Below are 16,864 nucleotides of genomic sequence, written 5' to 3' on the forward strand. Positions count from 1 at the left end.
AAGGCTTTTACTTGACTATAGAAAAAATTAATTCATATATTGAAAACAATAATATTAATATTGATAACTGTGACAGACTAAATTTTTTTGGTAAATCTGCATTATATTGCAATATCTATAATAAAGATCTGATTCTTCTTTCACCTGACTTCTATAAAAAATTGTCCAGTGAACAACTAGAAATATTAGCAGAAGAATGCGGGCATCATGCAACGAGCGTAGGCGATACTTTTATTAATACTGATTTGTATTATAAGAAATTAGAAGTTTCTAAAAGCGAAAAAAAAGCTATACTCTGGGCTACCAATTATATTATAGATGAATATGATCTAAAAAAATATATAAAACAATCATGTAGCGTTGAAGAGTTAACATCCTACTTAGGAATAACAGAAGAATTTTTATACGAATATTTATATTGCAAAAGAAATAAAATTCATTATTTAGACTTAGGAGATAATAAAATATTAGATTTATATAAATTACCTAATCTACACATTATGGAAAGGAGTGAAATAAATGAGACTACCTAATGGCTATGGAAGTGTTTATAAGCTTTCAGGAAACCGTAGAAAGCCCTGGGTTGCTAGAGCAACTATAGGTTGGGATATTGACGATAATATGAATAAAGTTACACAAAAGTATGCATACATAGGATATTATAAATCTCAAAAAGAAGCATTGTCAGCATTGGCAAACTATAATGAAAACCCATTTGATTTAAGTAATAAGGCTAGTACATTTGCTGAGGTATACGATAAGTGGTCTGACATACATTTTGAAAAGATAAAGGATTCTACAGGATATAAGGCTGCATATAAAATATGTGAACCAATTCATAATATGAAATTTGCAGAACTTAATCTTAACCATTTTCAAAATATTGTTGATAATTCTGGCAAGAACACTCCTACTTTGAGAAATCTAAAGAACTTAATTAACCTAATGTATGATTACGCTATAGTAAGAGATATTGTATCAAAAGAAAAAAAAGATAAAGTTAAATACCTAGATATAAGCAAGCCAGGTAATCCAAAAGCATTAAATAGAACTAAATTTAAAGATAATGAAGTTGATAGGATTTGGGATGTTAAAGATGATAATATATATTATACTGTTGTTTTAATGATGCTTTATTGTGGTGTCAGAATTAACGAACTTCTAAGTTTAGAAAAGAAAAATGTACATTTAGAGCAAAGATGGTTTTTTGTAGCGGATGCAAAAACAGAAGCAGGAATTAGAGTTGTTCCAATATTCAAAAAATAGTTCCATTTTTTGAATATTGGTTAAATAGAAATTGTGATTATCTAATATGTAGACCCGATAATCGTAAATTTACATATGATAGTTTTTATAATACATATTGGAAAAAAATTATGAATAATATTGGTTTAGACCATACCCCACATGAGACTAGGTATACTACAATATCTAAGCTTACTGCAAAAAAAGTTGATGATAGAGTGCTAAGGTCAATAGTAGGACATACTGGAAAAGGTATTGCTGAAAAGGTATATACTGAAATTGATTTAGAAGTTAAGTTAGAAGCTATAAACTTAATATAGGTGATAGTATGAATAGAACAAAATATAAAAATGAATATATAAAAAATAAATATGATAGATTAGAGGTCGTTTTGCCAAAAGGCAAAAAAAGTGAAATAAAAAATATGTGCAAAAACTTAAATATATCAATTAATGAATATATAAATATGCTTATATCGAATGATATGCAGTCTGGTAATTCACAAATAAATATATCTGATAGCAATGTAGATATAGAGCTTTTAAGAAAATGGCAAATACCAAAAAAATACCAGGGTATGATTGAATACGCATCTTATTCAAAAGAAAGTGGATATTTTATTAGGCTGAAAGATGGATATATTAATGATACTTCTGGAACAAGAATAATAAATGTAAAAGGAACTAATGAAATGAGATTGACAATTAATAAAAGTCATAGTATAAAATAATATGTCTTACGTAAGACACTTTTTAATCCTTAAAATTTGTATATTACGTGTGTATTACGTGTGTATTATCTATTCTATTTTAAACGATTTTAAACGAATCTAAACTAATTATCTAAATTGCTGAACATATTAAAAAAACTCGCTTATAATTGATATAAGCGAGTTTAATAATTGTTGTAATTTTATTGAAATACTATCTCTTAGAGAACTGTGGTGCTCTTCTGGCAGCCTTAAGTCCGTATTTCTTTCTTTCCTTCATTCTTGAGTCTCTTGTTAAGAATCCTTCAGCCTTAAGAGTTCCTCTTAATTCTTCGTCAACCTTTAATAGAGCTCTAGATATACCATGTCTGATAGCACCAGCTTGTCCAGTGAATCCTCCACCTTCTACTGTTACTATAACGTCATATTTATTTTCATTTCCAGTTAAAACAAGAGGCTGTTTTACGTCTCTTATTAATGTTTCATAGTTAAAATATTCATTTAAAGGTCTTCCATTTACCTTTACGTTTCCTTCTCCAGCTACTAGTCTTACTCTAGCAACAGAGCTTTTTCTTCTACCTGTTCCGTAATATTGTATATTAGCCATTAATTATTTCCTCCTCTCGAAAATCCTACTTACAGTTTAATTCCTGTGGGTTTTGTGCAGCATGTGGGTGCTCAGCACCTCTGTATACTCTTAATCTAGTCATCATTCTATCTCTAAGTTTGTTCTTTGGAAGCATACCGCTAACAGCATGAGCCACTACTTCTTCTGGCTTCTTTTCCATCATTTCCTTATAAGATATTTCTTTTAACCCACCTACATAACCTGTATGATATCTGTAGTATTTCTGAGTAAGTTTCTTTCCTGTTAATACTATTTTTTCCGCATTGATTACTATTACAAAATCTCCACCATCAACATGTGGTGTAAATGTTGGTTTATTCTTTCCTCTTAAAACTGTAGCAATTTCAGTTGCCATACGACCTAAAGTTTTTCCTTCAGCGTCTACTATATACCAGTCTCTTTTAACGTCCGCTGGCTTAGATATAAAACTATTCATAAAGACCCTCCTTAACTTTTCACATTGTGTTTTCTTTGAATATATGTAAAGTCCGGGGCAAAGTGGACTTATTAACGCATTCTTGTATATTTTACTCCCATATAGTACATTTGTCAATATATCTACGAAATATTAATTAAAAAAGGCAGAAATTTTTTTAGATTTCTGCCTTTTTTATACAATTTTTATTATACTCTATGTACGAATAAACCACATCTTACTTTTGGCTCAAACCAAGTAGATTTTGCTGGCATTATTTTGCCTTCATCTGCTACTTCTATCAATTCATCTAATTCTGTAGGATGTAGTATAAATGCTAGTTTGAATTTACCATTATCTATTTTATTTTCTATCTCATCCAAACCCCTAATTCCACCAACAAAATCTATCCTATCATTTTTATGGGGATTATCTATTTCTAATATGGGTTCTATTAAATAATCATGCAAAACGCTCACATCTAATCTTTTTACTGAATCCAAAATACCATTATCTGTCCCCATAAATTTTAACCTATGCCACTCCTTATCTAAATACATAGCATATTCGTACTTATTGCAAGGTCTAAAAGCCTTTTTCATACTATTTATTTGAAAGTTTTCTTCTATTTTATTAAGAAGATATTCCTTGGTATAATTATTTGTGTCTTTTACTAGTCTATTATAGTCCATTACATATAAATTTTTCTTTGGAGCTATCATAGCTATATAAAAATTAAATTCATCCTCCGGATTGTAATTAGGATTTTCTTCTCTTTTTTTCATAGCATAATTTTCTGCTGCGGCTGACCTATGATGTCCATCAGCTATATAAAGACTTTTTACATTTTTAAATAGACTTTCTACTTCTTTACTCTCTTCTTTGTCTAATAACCATACTGTATGCCTAATCATATCATCTGTGCTAAAATCATATTCTGGTTCTACTTTTATTTTTTCTTCTATGAAATTATCTATATCCTTATCATTTTCATATGTTAATAAGATTGTACCTGTATGAGCTTGACAATATTCTATATGCTTTGTTCTATCTTCTACTTTGTCTGGCTTGGTGTGTTCGTGCTTTTTGATAGTCCCATCTATAGATTCATCTACACTTACAGCGCCCACTATACCTATTTGAATCCTATCATTCATTATTTCTCTATAAATGTATAGTGCAGGCTCATCATCTTCTACAAGTATTTTTTCCTCTATAAATTTATTTAAATTTTGTCTAGCCTTTTCATATACTTTTTTATCATGTATATCTATTTTTTTATCTAAATCAATTTCAGCCCTATCAATTCTTAAATATGAATATGGATTATTTTTTGCCATTTTTCTAGCTTCTTCTGTATCCATTGTATCATATGGAAGTGCAGCAACTTTATCTACATATTCTTTGTTTGGTCTAATCGCTTTAAAAGGTCTTACCCTTACCATTTTATATTCTACTCCTTTTTATATCACCATATCTTTTATAATTGCAAACCTATCGTTCACTATATCTACTATTTCCATACCTATTCTATCTTGTGCTTCATAAGTGGCTGCCCCGATATGCGGTGTTACGCTTACTAATGGATGCTGTAATAAGTCTTTAATAGGATTTGGTTCATCTACAAAACAATCTAATGCCGCTCCACCGATTTTATTATTGTTCAAGGCTTCTAATAAATCCTCTTCCACTACTATTCCTCCTCTTGCACAATTTATTAAAAATGCTGTGTCTTTCATTTTTTCAAAACACTGAGCATCTATTAAATTTCTTGTGTCTTCAGTAAGCGGTGTATGTATTGTTATATAGTCAGCTTCCCTTAGTATGGTATCTAAATCTGTACATGTATAGGCATCATTTTCATCTATGCAAGCTATTAGGTCGGTATATAGTATATTCATTCCCAAAAGATGAGCCTTGTTGGCCAAATTTCTCGCAATTCTTCCAAAACCTATGATACCTAAAGTTTTTCCCTGTATTTCTAGACCTTTTAAGTTCTTTTTATTCCATATACCATCTTTCAATGTCATATTTGCTATTTTTATTTGTCTAGCTAATACTAACATTTGTCCAAGTACTAATTCTGCTACTGCATTAGTACTGGCACCAGCTGTGTTTCTTACATTTATTCCATTTTTTTCTGCATATAAGACATCGATATTATCTAATCCCACACCTGCTCTAATAATCAATTTTAATTTATTAGTCTTAAGTGCTTGGTTTATTATATCTTTATCTATTTTTGTAGCTGATCTTACAACTATAACATCTATTTCTTGTATCTTTTCTTTTAATTCTTCTCTTTCATAAAATTTTTCTTCAACCTCAAATCCCTGTGCCTTCAACTTATTTACTGCATTTTTTTCCATGCCATCTGTAACCAATATCTTTATCATTATTATTCCTCCACTAAATTATCTATATTGTCTCCACCAAATATCATTTTCTATATGAATTAAAGTAAAAATTCATAGTTTTGCATATAAATACTAGTTTTTATCTAGAATTTCTAGGAAAATACAAACTAAATATTAAAATTCTAATATTTGATCTATTGTTTTTAATAAATATTGAATATCTTCAATCTGGTAGTCACCCATATGTGATATTCTAAATGTTTTTTCTTTTAAATCGCCATAGCCATTTGCTATTTGCATTCCTTGTTCCATTAATTTTGAGTTTAGCTGTGATATGTTTATATTTTGAGTGTTTTCTATGACTGTTAGTGTGTTTGATAGATGATTTTCGTCAGTGAATAATTTGAAATGTTTATGAGCCCATGTTCTAACTAATTGAGCCATGTCCTCGTGTCTTTTGAACCTATTGTCTAGGCCTTCTTTTAAGATATTGTCAAGTTGATAATTCATCGCATACATTAGCGGGATTGAAGGAGTTGAGGGATATTGATAATTTTTCTTTTTAAGATATTTGTACATTGCCAGTAGATCAAAGTATGTACCTCTAAATTCTACTTGATCTGCTCTGTCTATCGCTTTTTGTGAGAATGTACATATTGCCATTCCTGGTGGTAGGCCTAAGGCTTTGTGAGATGAAGTAATTAAAATATCTATTCCCAATTTATCTACTTCAATTTTTGAGCCTCCTGCTGAACTTACAGCATCTACACAGAACACTATATCTTTATATTTTTTTACTATATCAGCAATTTCATCTATTGGATTTGTAATTCCTGTTGATGTTTCATTATGCTGTACAGCTATTAAATCATAATCTCCAGTTGAAAGAACTTTATCGACCATCTGAGGATCTATTGCTCTTCCCAATTCCACTTTGTATAAATCTGACTTAACATTATTTGTCACTGCCATTTTATGCCATCTATCTCCAAATGCACCACAGGAGAACACAGCTGCTTTCTTGGAAGTGCAGGATCTAATTGCACCTTCCATCAAGCCTGAGCCGGATGATGTGGATAGAAGTATTTCGCTCTTTGTATAAAATACTTGTTGTAATTTTTTGCTAATACTTTCTTGTAAGAGACTAGCGTCCTTGCTTCGGTGCCCTATCATAGGTTTGGTCATCTGTTCTAATACATCTGTCCTAACATCTATTGGACCCGGAATAAATAGTTTCTTAGTCATTTATTCTTTCTCCTTTCTAGAGTTTAAATTATAAAATATAATATACTCATTCTTTAAGAGTGTCAAGTGTTTTTTATTAAAAGACAAAAATATTCTGAAAATTATATTTACTCAATACATAAAGAACCTAGCAATTAAGCTAGGTCTACATACATCTTAATATTTTTTTAAAAAACATTTAATAATCCACTTTATATAAAAATAAGCCTTGAGCTGGTGCTGTATGTCCAGCTCTATTTCTATCTTTTGATTCTATTATTTTATCCAACGACTCAGTAATTTTTCCTCTCCCTATATCAACTAAGGTTCCTGCTATTATTCTAATCATATTATATAAGAATCCATTTCCTTCAACCTCTATAACAAATAAATCCCCTTCTTTGTAAATATCTGCACTATAAATAGTTCTAACAGTAGTTTTTACAGAGGAACCACTAGACATAAATCCACAAAAATCATGCTCTCCCTCTAAAAATTTAATCTCTTTTTCCATTTTTTCAAAATCAAGTTCATATTTAACTTGGTATGATCTCTCCATATAAAACGGACTTCTTGTTCTTGATGGGTATATGTAATACTTATAAGTCTTTTTGTGTGCTGAATATCTTGAATGAAATTCTTCAGATACTTCTTTTACCCCTACTACACTTATATCTTTTGGGAGCTTAGAATTTAGGATTTCTGGAATTCTATCAATCGGTATCGTAGTATTAACTTTAAAATTAGCTACCTGACCATAGGCGTGTACACCCGCATCAGTTCTACCAGATCCTATAATATCTATACTTTCTATAGAATTTTTTGAAAAGATATTATTTATTGCATACTCCAATTCACCCTGAATTGTCTTTTGATTATTCTGTTTTTGCCATCCCGCATAATTCTTACCATTATATGAAATCACTAACATTATATTTTTTTTAGCATCATTTTTTTCTGTAATACTTTCTATAATTTCACTTCTATTTATTTTTTCTATATTATTTTTTTTATTTTCCTTACTCATATTATTCTCCAAAAACTATTTAAATCTATGTACTCATTATATTTTATCATATGCTACTAAACTTGCCTATCGCTAGAAATACTTTAATTTGCTATAATATATTTATGTTATAAAAGTAATAGATTATGAAAATTAGGAGATATATTATGAAAAAGGATAATAAAAAAGAAAATTTATCAGCAATCTTTTTAATAGGCCTACCTGGTAGTGGCAAGACTACTTTTGGTAAATTACTAGCTAAGGAAAGAGGTCTTAGTTTTATAGATTTAGACGATTATATTGAAGAAAAAGAACAAATGAATATTCCTCAAATTTTCGAAAAATATGGAGAAAAATATTTTAGAGACTTAGAAAATATAGCACTTTTAGAATGCTCTAAATTATCTAACGTTGTAATAGCTACAGGTGGTGGAATTGTAATAAATCCAGCAAATAGAAGAATACTAAAAGCTTCTAAAAATGTAGTTTACATCAAAAGAAATTGCTCTGATATTATAAAAAACGTAGACATGTCTAATAGACCTCTTCTAAGAGAAAATCCTGAAAAGGTCTATGAATTATATGAACATAGACATAACTACTATAATGAATCTGCCAGTATTATACTTGAAAATGATTCTACAATCAATAAACTATTAAATTCATACTCATTAAAAGAAATTATCTAACTTCTTTTTTATTCTGCAAAAGCTTCTATAAAATCTTGTTTATCTTTAGATATTTTCAGTTTTTCTATTACTTCATCATCTAAGTTTATTGCTATATTTGATAACATTTCCAAATGATCCTTTCCCTTGCCAGCCAAACCTATCACTAAATAAGCTATATCATTATTAAACTTAATTCCATTTGGATATTGTAATATTACTATTCCACTTTCTTTTATATCTTTTTGCGATTCGCTTAAACCATGGGGTATAGCTACTCCCATCCCCATATAAGTAGACATTCCTTTTTCTCTTTCCAACATTGATTCTATATAAGAGCCTTTTATATAGCCACCTTCTAATAATTTTTCTCCAGCTGCCTTTATAGCATTTTCTTTTGACACACTTAATAATCCAAGGATAATGTTCTTTTTTTCCAAATTTTTACTCATAAGTTTGCCTCCTTATTAAAACTTTCTAATTTCATTAAAGTATTTATATTATTAAAAACTATATAATAATTATATCATTTAATTTTTCTTTTTTATAATATTAATAAAATACTATGTCTAGTATTTTGAATTACTTTTTACATATAAAATTTCTATATATATCTAATAAATATAATTTTTGTATATTATTGTATATTTTACTACAAAAATTTTATAAGCTAAATTTAAGTTTTTGTGTTAAAATATTCATACGATGTTTTTTACACACAAAACATTGATTAAAAAACAGGTCAGATTAATTAGCATAATTGTGTCAATTTAGCTAATTAGCTAAATTTGAGTCTCATATGTCAAATAATTATAAAAAAGTTATTTACTAAATATTAGTTATTTTATATATATTTTTTATAACTAATATGGTTTATTTCTTAGCGCCAGGCTGGTTATGCATCAGTTAACGAGGACGAAGTTATCGAAAATTCGGCGGATGCTTCGCGGTGTGCTAGCATCGTATTCTTGTCTAAAAATAGGGAGTAATCTCTTAACAAAGGGCAATGAAAACTAGCGACTTGTTTTCTATTTAAAATTAGGATTTTTTAGGAGGAAACAAATATGTGTGGTATAGTTGGTTATTTAGGTAGTAAAAATGCTGCAGGCATTATAGTTGATGGACTTGCAAAATTGGAATACAGAGGTTATGACTCTGCAGGAATCGCTGTAAATACAGGCACTGAATTAGAAATAAGGAAGTTTAAAGGGAGATTAGCTGTGTTGGCTGATGACCTTGAAAAAAATAATATTATAGGAAATGTTGGTATCGGACATACTAGATGGGCTACACACGGTGAACCATCAGATGTAAACTCACATCCACATTTCAACAAAGATAAGACTCTTGCTGTAGTTCACAATGGTATAATTGAAAACTATTTAGAGTTAAGAGAACAGTTAGAATCAGAAGGTATAGAATTTAAGTCTAAAACTGATACAGAAGTTGTAGCTCACTTATTAGATAAATATTACGAAGGTAATCTTTTAGATGCTGTATATAAGACTATAGGGGATTTAAAAGGTGCCTATGCTTTGGGTATAGTATCTGCAGAACACAATGATGAATTGATAGCTGTTAGAAAAGATAGTCCACTAATTGCTGGTGTAGGTGAAGGTGAGGCATTTATAGCTTCTGACATACCTGCTCTATTAAAGTATACTAGAGATGTAATTTATTTAGATAATGACGAAGTAGTTCATATAAAGGGTGGAAATCTTAAGGTTTATGATTCTCAGAGAAATCCTGTAGATAAAAAAATCAACCATGTAGATTGGGATGTTGAAGCCGCTGAAAAAGGCGGATATAGCTGTTTCATGGAAAAAGAAATCTTTGAACAACCAGAAGGTATAAAATCGACTTTAGAAAGAAGATTAAATGAAGAAGGTAGAATAGTTCTAGATGATATAAACCTAGATAAAGAATACCTAGAATCAGTTAATAAAATATATATAGTAGCTTGTGGTACAGCTTATAATGCAGGTGTACTTGGCAAAACTGCTATGCAGAGAATGATGGGTATACCAGTGACTGTAGATATAGCTTCAGAATTTAGATACAATGAAAACTTTGTAGATGATAAGTCTCTAGTAATTCTTGTAAGCCAGTCTGGAGAAACAGCTGATACACTTGCTGTTCTTAGAGATTCTAAGGAAAAAGGAGCTAGAATATTAGCAGTAACTAATGTTGTTGGTTCATCAATAGCAAGAGAAGCTGATGATGTATTCTATACTTGGGCTGGTCCTGAAATTGCTGTTGCCTCAACAAAGGCTTACACTACGCAGATAGTATCACTTTACATGATAGCTCTTAATTGTGCACTTGAAATGGGTAATATAGACGATAAATATTATTTTGATATGATCGAAAAAATGAAGGAAATTCCTGCAAAGATTCAAGAAGTAATAAATAACAAAGATTCAATAGAACATATTGCAGATGATATAGTTAAAAAAGAACATGCATTTTTCCTAGGTAGAGGTATTGATTACTCCCTTGCTATGGAAGGATCATTAAAATTAAAGGAAATCTCTTATATTCATGCTGAAGCATTTGCTGCTGGTGAATTAAAGCATGGTACAATTGCTCTTATTGAAGAAGGTACTCCAGTAATATCAATCGCTACACAGCAGAGTATGTTTGACAAGATGGTTTCAAATATGGAAGAAGTTCGTGCTAGAGGTGCATATGTAGTTGCAATATCTCAGAGCCACAACAAAGAGGTTGAAAAAGTATCAAACAAGGTAATCTATATACCAGATAGTGAAGATTTACTTTCTCCAATAATTGCTGTTGTTCCAATGCAGTTATTAGCATTAATGGTCTCTACAAAAAGAGGTCTTGATGTAGATAAACCAAGAAATTTAGCTAAATCAGTTACAGTTGAATAATATTAGAAAATTTTAAAGGGTGAGTATATGCTCACCCTGATTTTATATCCTTATTAAATAATATTGTTAAAATCATTAAACACTGTAGTTTCAAACTATAACATATATTATCTAAAATGCTTATACTTTTTTATTTTTGTAATAATTTAGATTTATCCATTATATCTTGAAAAATATCTATAATCAGATCTTCATACTCTTCATTTTTTATATAAGTACTTATTTTATTCCTTACTTCTAATTCTCTTTTAGAATCCAAGATATCAATATTATTTTCTTTTTTATAATCTCCAATTTTTTTGCATATATAAAATCTTTTCTCTAGTAAGTTACATATTTCTTTGTCTATATCTGAAATTTTTTCTCTATAATCTATCAACATAAATATCCCCTTTTTATATAAATGCTTGTATATTTATATATTTAGTAACTATAGTCAGTTTTTATATATTTTAATTAAACTAATAATTCTCACTATAAATCATATCCAAAACTGCTATAGCACTTACCGCTTCTATCACAGGTAAAACTCTAAGTACAATTATAGGGTCATGTCTCCCATCTATTTTAAAATCTATATTTTCTTTTTTATACATATTTATACTTGTCTGCATCTTTGCAATAGATGATGTGGGTTTTATTGCTACTCTAAATATTATTGGCATGGAATTTGTAATACCGCCATTTATACCACCATTATGATTAGTTCTAGTTTTTAAGTTACTATCTTCATCATAATAAAATTGATCATTTGCTTGACTACCTTTCATTTTACATATATCGAAACCAGCTCCAAACTCTAAACCCTTTACTGCGGGTACTGAAAAAATAATTGATGACAATACTGATTCTACAGACTCAAAAAACGGACTACCAATACCTGCATCCATACCTACAATTGCACATTCAACTACACCGCCAAGAGAATCACCATTATCTTTAATTTCCAAGATTAAACTCTCCATATCTTGTCTCAAATATTCATTTATTAATGGTATTCTCTGCTCATTTAATCTAGCAAAAGTATATCTATTCATATCATTTTCACTAAATTTCATATCTTCTATGTGACCTATGGATTTTATATGAGAACCTATATAAATATATTTTTCTTTCAAAATTTGTTTTGCTAATGCTCCTGCAAAGACTAATGGAGCTGTAATTCTTCCAGAAAAATGGCCACTTCCTCTATAATCATTGAATCCATTATACTTTTTATTTGCTGAATAATCAGCATGACCTGGTCTTGCTATTGATTTTATATCTGAATAATCTTTTGATCTTATGTCTGTATTATGAATCAAGACTGTAAGCGGTGCTCCTGTGGTATAACCATTGAAAAAACCACTGATAATTTCTGCTTTGTCTGCTTCCTTTCTTTGAGTTGATAGATTATCTCTACCTGGAGCTCTTCTACTCATCTCTTTTTCTATTAAATCCATATCTATTTTAATACCTGGCTCAATACCATCTATTGTCGCACCAATACAAGATCCGTGCGACTCTCCAAATATTGTTATTTTAAGTTTATTTCCCCATGTTGCACTCAAATATTTCACCCCCTAAACTTTCAAAATCCTTCCAAAAATCTGGGTAGGATTTATTTACACACTGTGCATCTTTTATTTTAATTGGACTGCTAGTAAATAGACTTGAAATTGCTAACATCATTGCTATCCTGTGATCTTTATAAGAGTCTACTTCTATATTCCCTTCTAATATCTGGCTGGGATTAATGCTTAAAAAATCTTCTCCATATTCTATTTCTACCCCCAATTTTTTTAATTCACTATAAATAGCTTGCAGTCTATCTGATTCTTTTATTTTAAGCCTAGCAATATTTATTATCTTGGATTTAAAGTTACTTAAAGACAAGTATAGGGACAAAATTGGTATTATATCAGGAATATCTTTACCGTCTATAATCAATCTATTCTCCTTTATATATATAGGTGATTTCCCTTTGTATACCTTGACCATATATTCATTAAATATTTTTAGCATTGCATCATCAAATTTTTTTTTGTCAAATGTCATTGAAGTATTGATATAATCTAATATATTTAATAAATATATTAGATCTTTATCTGCTTGATTGGAATCTTCTTTTAATCCTTGCACATATATATAATCTGTTATGCTATTTGCATTTATTTTTTGGAGAGAATTAGCTACCAAGAAAAATGCAGCTTGAGAAAAATCTCCCTCTACTTCTATATCTTGTGATTTATATTTTTGATTGCCTCTTATAATAAATTCCTTATAATCAATATTTACTATCTCTACCCCAAATGTTTTTAAGCTATCAATTGTCATATCCACGTAAGCCTTTGATTCCAAATATCCATCAATTATTATCCTAGAATCAAAATTAAGTAATGGCAACAAAAACATCATACCTGAAATAAACTGTGAACTTATATTTCCATCAAATTTATAGATACTATCTTCAAATTTTTTGTTATTCTCTATAAAAAGTATATTATTCTCTATTCTATAAATTATCCCCAATTTGTCATATATATAAAAGTATGGATCCAATGGCCTTTTAAGAAGTTTTCCTTGGCTATTAATAACAAAATCATTATCAAATAAACTCAACAATGGAAGTAAAAACCTAATTGTAGATCCTGATTCCTTTACATCTATATTAATTATATCTTTATTTTTTCCACAATTTTTTATAATACTAACAGATTTTTCAACATCTATACAATTTCCTATGCCTCGAACTACTAATTCTTCATTATAAAATTCTATTTTAACTCCTAAAGCTTTCATTGCATTTATTGTAGCCATAATATCATTTGAATATGTTAAATGTCTAATATGGCTTATTCCATTTGCCAAACTGGCACATATTATTGCTCTATGTCCCATACTCTTAGATTTTGGTATGGAAATTTTTCCACTTAATTTGTTTGCCTGTATTTTCAAATCCATATAATCTACCTCGCTTAATAATTTTTTCAAAAAAAGAGCTCATAAGAGCTCTTTAAATTACAATTATATTAATAAGTGTTGTGTCTTACCATTTTTATATAATCGACAAGCCTAGGTTTATTATATCAATCTAATAAATCTGCTGGCAATAGTAAATAATAAATAAGCAATCATTACGAAATCTGCAATTAAATCATTTCTTCCTAATTTACTTACTTTCATCTTTGTTCTACCATCTCCACCCCTATAGCATCTAGCTTCCATAGCCATAGCCAATTCATCTGCTCTTCTAAAAGCACTTACAAATAAAGGTATCAATAGCGGAACCATATTTTTTGCCCTATTCATTATATTTTTACTCTCAAAATCTGCACCCCTAGACATTTGTGCCTTCATTATTTTGTCTGTTTCATCAAGTAATGTAGGTATAAATCTTAGCGCTATAGTCATCATCATCGCCATTTCATGCGCAGGGAATCCTATTTTTTTTAAAGGTGAACATGCATTTTCTATACCATCAGTCAATGCTATTGGTGAAGTAGTGAGTGTAAGAAGAGATGTTCCAACTACTAATAATGTAAGTCTAATGGCCATAAATATAGCTGTTCTAAGTCCTAAATCACTTATTTTTAAAATTCCAAAGCTCCATACAATATTATCACCTTGAACAAAAAATAAATTTACTATAAAGGTAAATAGTATAATCCACCTAAGGGGTTTTAAGCCTTTCATAACATAAGATACTGGTATCTTTGAAATCATAGTCACTGCCAACAATAATAAAATCAGTATTGCATATGGCCAAAATTGATTTATTACAAATATAGATACCATTATTAATAATGTTGCCAAAAGTTTTGTTCTAGCATCTAAAGAGTGTATTTGTGATTTTGTTGGATAGTATTGGCCTAATGTAATATCTTTAAGCATTTTTAATACCTCCTATAAAATCTTTTTCTTTTATGCATCTTTGAATTTCATTTTTTACTTCTTCTAAATTCAATACATCTGTCCTAATATTAAAACCTAGTTCGCTTTTTAATCTTATAGCTAGCTCTAAAACTTGTGGAATATCTAAGCCCATAGATTTTAATTTAGATGCATTGTCTCTAAATATTTCTCTTGGACTACCCATCATTTCTAATTTTCCTTTATTCATAACCATCAATGTATTCACTAACTTTGCCATATCATCCATACTATGGGAGGACAGAATAATAGTCATATTTTTTCTCTTATATAAATCCTTAATAAGATTAAATATTTCATCTCTACCACCTGGATCTAAACCAGCTGTTGGCTCATCTAGGATTAGAACTTCTGGATTCATAGCTATGACTCCTGCTATAGCAACTCTTCTTTTTTGACCGCCAGACAAATCAAACGGCGATTTTTCTGCATATGTATCATATTCAAGACCTACCGCTTTCATTGATTCTTTTACTCTAACATCAATTTCTTCTTGACTAAGCCCTAAGTTCATAGGCCCAAAAGCTATATCTTTTGCTACACTTTCTTCAAATAATTGATATTCAGCATATTGAAATACAATACCTACTCTTTTTCTTATCTCAGTAAGATTTTGGTTTTTTTGAGTGATATCAAAATCATTTATGAAAATTTTTCCAGAATGGGGTTTCATTATTCCATTCAAATGTTGAATTAATGTTGATTTTCCTGAGCCTGTATGACCTATTAATCCAACAAAATCACCATCTTTTATCTCAAATGAAACATCATCTAGAGCAACATGTTGAAAAGGCATACCATAATCATATATATGAGTTAAATTTTCTACTTTAATCGACATAGTTCACCCACCATTTCTTCAACAGTTAAGACATTTTTATCTATTTCTATTCCTGAAAAGTTTAGCATTTGAGCGAGCTCTGTCATGTATGGAACATCTAATCCTATTTCTTTTAGCTGATCTATGTGAGAAAATACTTGTCTAGGTGTTCCCTCTAGCACCTTTTTACCTTTTTCCATTACAATTACTCTATCTGCCTCCACAGCCTCTTCCATAAAATGTGTTATATGTAAAACTGTTATGTTGTATTCTTTGTTTAACTTCTTTATTGTATCCATTACTTCTTTTCTTCCTGAAGGATCAAGCATAGCAGTAGCTTCATCAAATATTATGCAGGCAGGCATCATAGCAATTATTCCCGCTATAGCGACTCTTTGTTTTTGACCTCCAGATAAAAGGTGTGGCTGACGGTCTTTGTGTTCATACATCTCCACACTTTTTAGAGCATCATCTACTCTTTTTCTAATTTGCGATGACTCTATACCTAAATTCTCACAACCAAAGGCTACATCTTCTTCTACAATAGTAGCTACTATCTGATTGTCTGGATTTTGAAATACCATTCCTGCTGTCTGTCTTATATCCCAAAGGAGAGATTCATTTTTAGTATTCATACCATTTATCTTTACATCTCCTGATGTAGGTAATAAAATAGCATTCAAATTCTTTGACAATGTAGATTTACCAGAACCATTATGACCTATTATAGCAACAAATTCACCTTTTTTAACATTTAGGCTTAAATCATCTATGGCTCTATGTCTAAATTCATCATTGGAATACTCAAATATTAAATTATCAATTTCGATAATATTTTCCATTAAATTCCTCCATTTTATTTTTTGATTAATAAGTTCTAAAATTAAGATTTTTAAAAATCACTTACCCTTAATTATAACATATGTAAAAGGAATATTGTTTACAAAAGTTTATTTTATTGATGATTTAAAACTGTAAAATTAATAATT

19 protein-coding genes are annotated in these 16,864 nt (G+C 29.6%); 6 read left to right on the plus strand and 13 right to left on the minus strand.

Annotated features, from left to right (window positions below; all coding sequences use genetic code 11):
* Nucleotides 1-11: 11 nt before the first annotated feature.
* Genes O0R46_RS09335 through O0R46_RS09350 form a run of 4 tightly spaced genes read left to right on the plus strand, consistent with a single transcriptional unit; the run spans nucleotide 12 to nucleotide 1,975 of the window.
* Nucleotides 12-533: a hypothetical protein gene (locus O0R46_RS09335; protein ID WP_269311471.1), complete on the plus strand. Its 522-nt coding sequence runs from the start codon at nucleotides 12-14 to the stop codon at nucleotides 531-533.
* Complete coding sequence (locus tag O0R46_RS09340; protein WP_269311472.1) at nucleotides 520-1,266, plus strand: tyrosine-type recombinase/integrase; 747 nt, start codon at nucleotides 520-522, stop codon at nucleotides 1,264-1,266. The genes O0R46_RS09335 and O0R46_RS09340 overlap by 14 nt, the downstream gene beginning before the upstream one ends.
* Before the next feature lie 44 nt (nucleotides 1,267-1,310).
* A complete protein-coding gene (locus O0R46_RS09345; protein WP_269312559.1) occupies nucleotides 1,311-1,565 on the plus strand; it encodes a tyrosine-type recombinase/integrase in 255 nt (84 codons plus the stop codon).
* A gap of 8 nt (nucleotides 1,566-1,573) precedes the next feature.
* Nucleotides 1,574-1,975, plus strand: a complete 402-nt coding sequence (locus O0R46_RS09350) for a hypothetical protein (RefSeq protein ID WP_269311473.1) — start codon at nucleotides 1,574-1,576, stop codon at nucleotides 1,973-1,975.
* A 193-nt stretch (nucleotides 1,976-2,168) separates the two neighbouring features.
* Here the strand turns inward: O0R46_RS09350 and rpsI are convergent, their stop codons facing one another.
* From rpsI to truA, 6 genes are all read right to left on the minus strand, one after another.
* The gene (rpsI, locus tag O0R46_RS09355) at nucleotides 2,169-2,561 is read right to left on the minus strand and encodes a 30S ribosomal protein S9 (protein WP_269311474.1); all 393 of its coding nucleotides are present in this window, start codon (nucleotides 2,559-2,561) and stop codon (nucleotides 2,169-2,171) included.
* A 25-nt stretch (nucleotides 2,562-2,586) separates the two neighbouring features.
* Complete coding sequence (rplM, locus tag O0R46_RS09360) at nucleotides 2,587-3,018, minus strand: 50S ribosomal protein L13 (RefSeq protein WP_269311475.1); 432 nt, start codon at nucleotides 3,016-3,018, stop codon at nucleotides 2,587-2,589.
* Between the two features lie 188 nt (nucleotides 3,019-3,206).
* Nucleotides 3,207-4,442, minus strand: coding sequence for a DUF1015 domain-containing protein (locus O0R46_RS09365; protein WP_269311476.1), 1,236 nt, complete (start codon nucleotides 4,440-4,442; stop codon nucleotides 3,207-3,209).
* 18 nt (nucleotides 4,443-4,460) lie between these two features.
* Nucleotides 4,461-5,393 (minus strand): D-2-hydroxyacid dehydrogenase, encoded by a 933-nt coding sequence (locus tag O0R46_RS09370; RefSeq protein WP_269311477.1) that lies wholly within the window; start codon nucleotides 5,391-5,393, stop codon nucleotides 4,461-4,463.
* 135 nt (nucleotides 5,394-5,528) lie between these two features.
* Nucleotides 5,529-6,599, minus strand: a complete 1,071-nt coding sequence (locus tag O0R46_RS09375; protein ID WP_269311478.1) for a pyridoxal-phosphate-dependent aminotransferase family protein — start codon at nucleotides 6,597-6,599, stop codon at nucleotides 5,529-5,531.
* Between the two features lie 178 nt (nucleotides 6,600-6,777).
* Nucleotides 6,778-7,509, minus strand: coding sequence for a tRNA pseudouridine(38-40) synthase TruA (gene truA / locus O0R46_RS09380; RefSeq protein WP_269312560.1), 732 nt, complete (start codon nucleotides 7,507-7,509; stop codon nucleotides 6,778-6,780).
* 242 nt (nucleotides 7,510-7,751) lie between these two features.
* Here truA and O0R46_RS09385 point away from each other — a divergent pair, with 242 nt between their 5' ends.
* On the plus strand, nucleotides 7,752-8,273 hold the full coding sequence (locus O0R46_RS09385; protein ID WP_269311479.1) for a shikimate kinase: 522 nt from the start codon (nucleotides 7,752-7,754) through the stop codon (nucleotides 8,271-8,273).
* Nucleotides 8,274-8,281: 8 nt separating this feature from the next.
* On the opposite strand, the gene O0R46_RS09390 is transcribed toward O0R46_RS09385, so the two are convergent.
* Nucleotides 8,282-8,704: a PTS mannitol transporter subunit IIA gene (locus tag O0R46_RS09390; RefSeq protein ID WP_269311480.1), complete on the minus strand. Its 423-nt coding sequence runs from the start codon at nucleotides 8,702-8,704 to the stop codon at nucleotides 8,282-8,284.
* Between the two features lie 612 nt (nucleotides 8,705-9,316).
* Here O0R46_RS09390 and glmS point away from each other — a divergent pair.
* Nucleotides 9,317-11,143, plus strand: coding sequence for a glutamine--fructose-6-phosphate transaminase (isomerizing) (gene glmS / locus O0R46_RS09395; protein WP_269311481.1), 1,827 nt, complete (start codon nucleotides 9,317-9,319; stop codon nucleotides 11,141-11,143).
* A 130-nt stretch (nucleotides 11,144-11,273) separates the two neighbouring features.
* Here the strand turns inward: glmS and O0R46_RS09400 are convergent, their stop codons facing one another.
* From O0R46_RS09400 to O0R46_RS09425, 6 genes are all read right to left on the minus strand, one after another.
* Nucleotides 11,274-11,525 carry a chorismate mutase gene (locus tag O0R46_RS09400; RefSeq protein ID WP_269311482.1) on the minus strand — a complete coding sequence of 84 codons (252 nt, stop codon included), beginning with the start codon at nucleotides 11,523-11,525 and terminating at the stop codon, nucleotides 11,274-11,276.
* 79 nt (nucleotides 11,526-11,604) lie between these two features.
* Nucleotides 11,605-12,693: a chorismate synthase gene (gene aroC, locus O0R46_RS09405; protein ID WP_269311483.1), complete on the minus strand. Its 1,089-nt coding sequence runs from the start codon at nucleotides 12,691-12,693 to the stop codon at nucleotides 11,605-11,607.
* Nucleotides 12,671-14,116: a 3-phosphoshikimate 1-carboxyvinyltransferase gene (aroA, locus tag O0R46_RS09410; RefSeq protein ID WP_269311484.1), complete on the minus strand. Its 1,446-nt coding sequence runs from the start codon at nucleotides 14,114-14,116 to the stop codon at nucleotides 12,671-12,673. The genes aroC and aroA overlap by 23 nt, the downstream gene beginning before the upstream one ends.
* A 90-nt stretch (nucleotides 14,117-14,206) precedes the next feature.
* Nucleotides 14,207-15,016 (minus strand): energy-coupling factor transporter transmembrane component T family protein, encoded by an 810-nt coding sequence (locus O0R46_RS09415; RefSeq protein WP_269311485.1) that lies wholly within the window; start codon nucleotides 15,014-15,016, stop codon nucleotides 14,207-14,209.
* A complete protein-coding gene (locus O0R46_RS09420) occupies nucleotides 15,009-15,896 on the minus strand; it encodes an energy-coupling factor transporter ATPase (RefSeq protein WP_269311486.1) in 888 nt (295 codons plus the stop codon). Before O0R46_RS09420 ends, O0R46_RS09415 begins: the two co-directional genes overlap by 8 nt.
* The gene (locus O0R46_RS09425) at nucleotides 15,881-16,717 is read right to left on the minus strand and encodes an energy-coupling factor transporter ATPase (protein ID WP_269311487.1); all 837 of its coding nucleotides are present in this window, start codon (nucleotides 16,715-16,717) and stop codon (nucleotides 15,881-15,883) included. The genes O0R46_RS09420 and O0R46_RS09425 overlap by 16 nt, the downstream gene beginning before the upstream one ends.
* Nucleotides 16,718-16,864: the final 147 nt, after the last annotated feature.

The sequence above is a fragment of the Peptostreptococcus equinus genome (assembly GCF_027125355.1).
In the GTDB taxonomy this organism is placed as follows: domain Bacteria; phylum Bacillota; class Clostridia; order Peptostreptococcales; family Peptostreptococcaceae; genus Peptostreptococcus; species Peptostreptococcus equinus.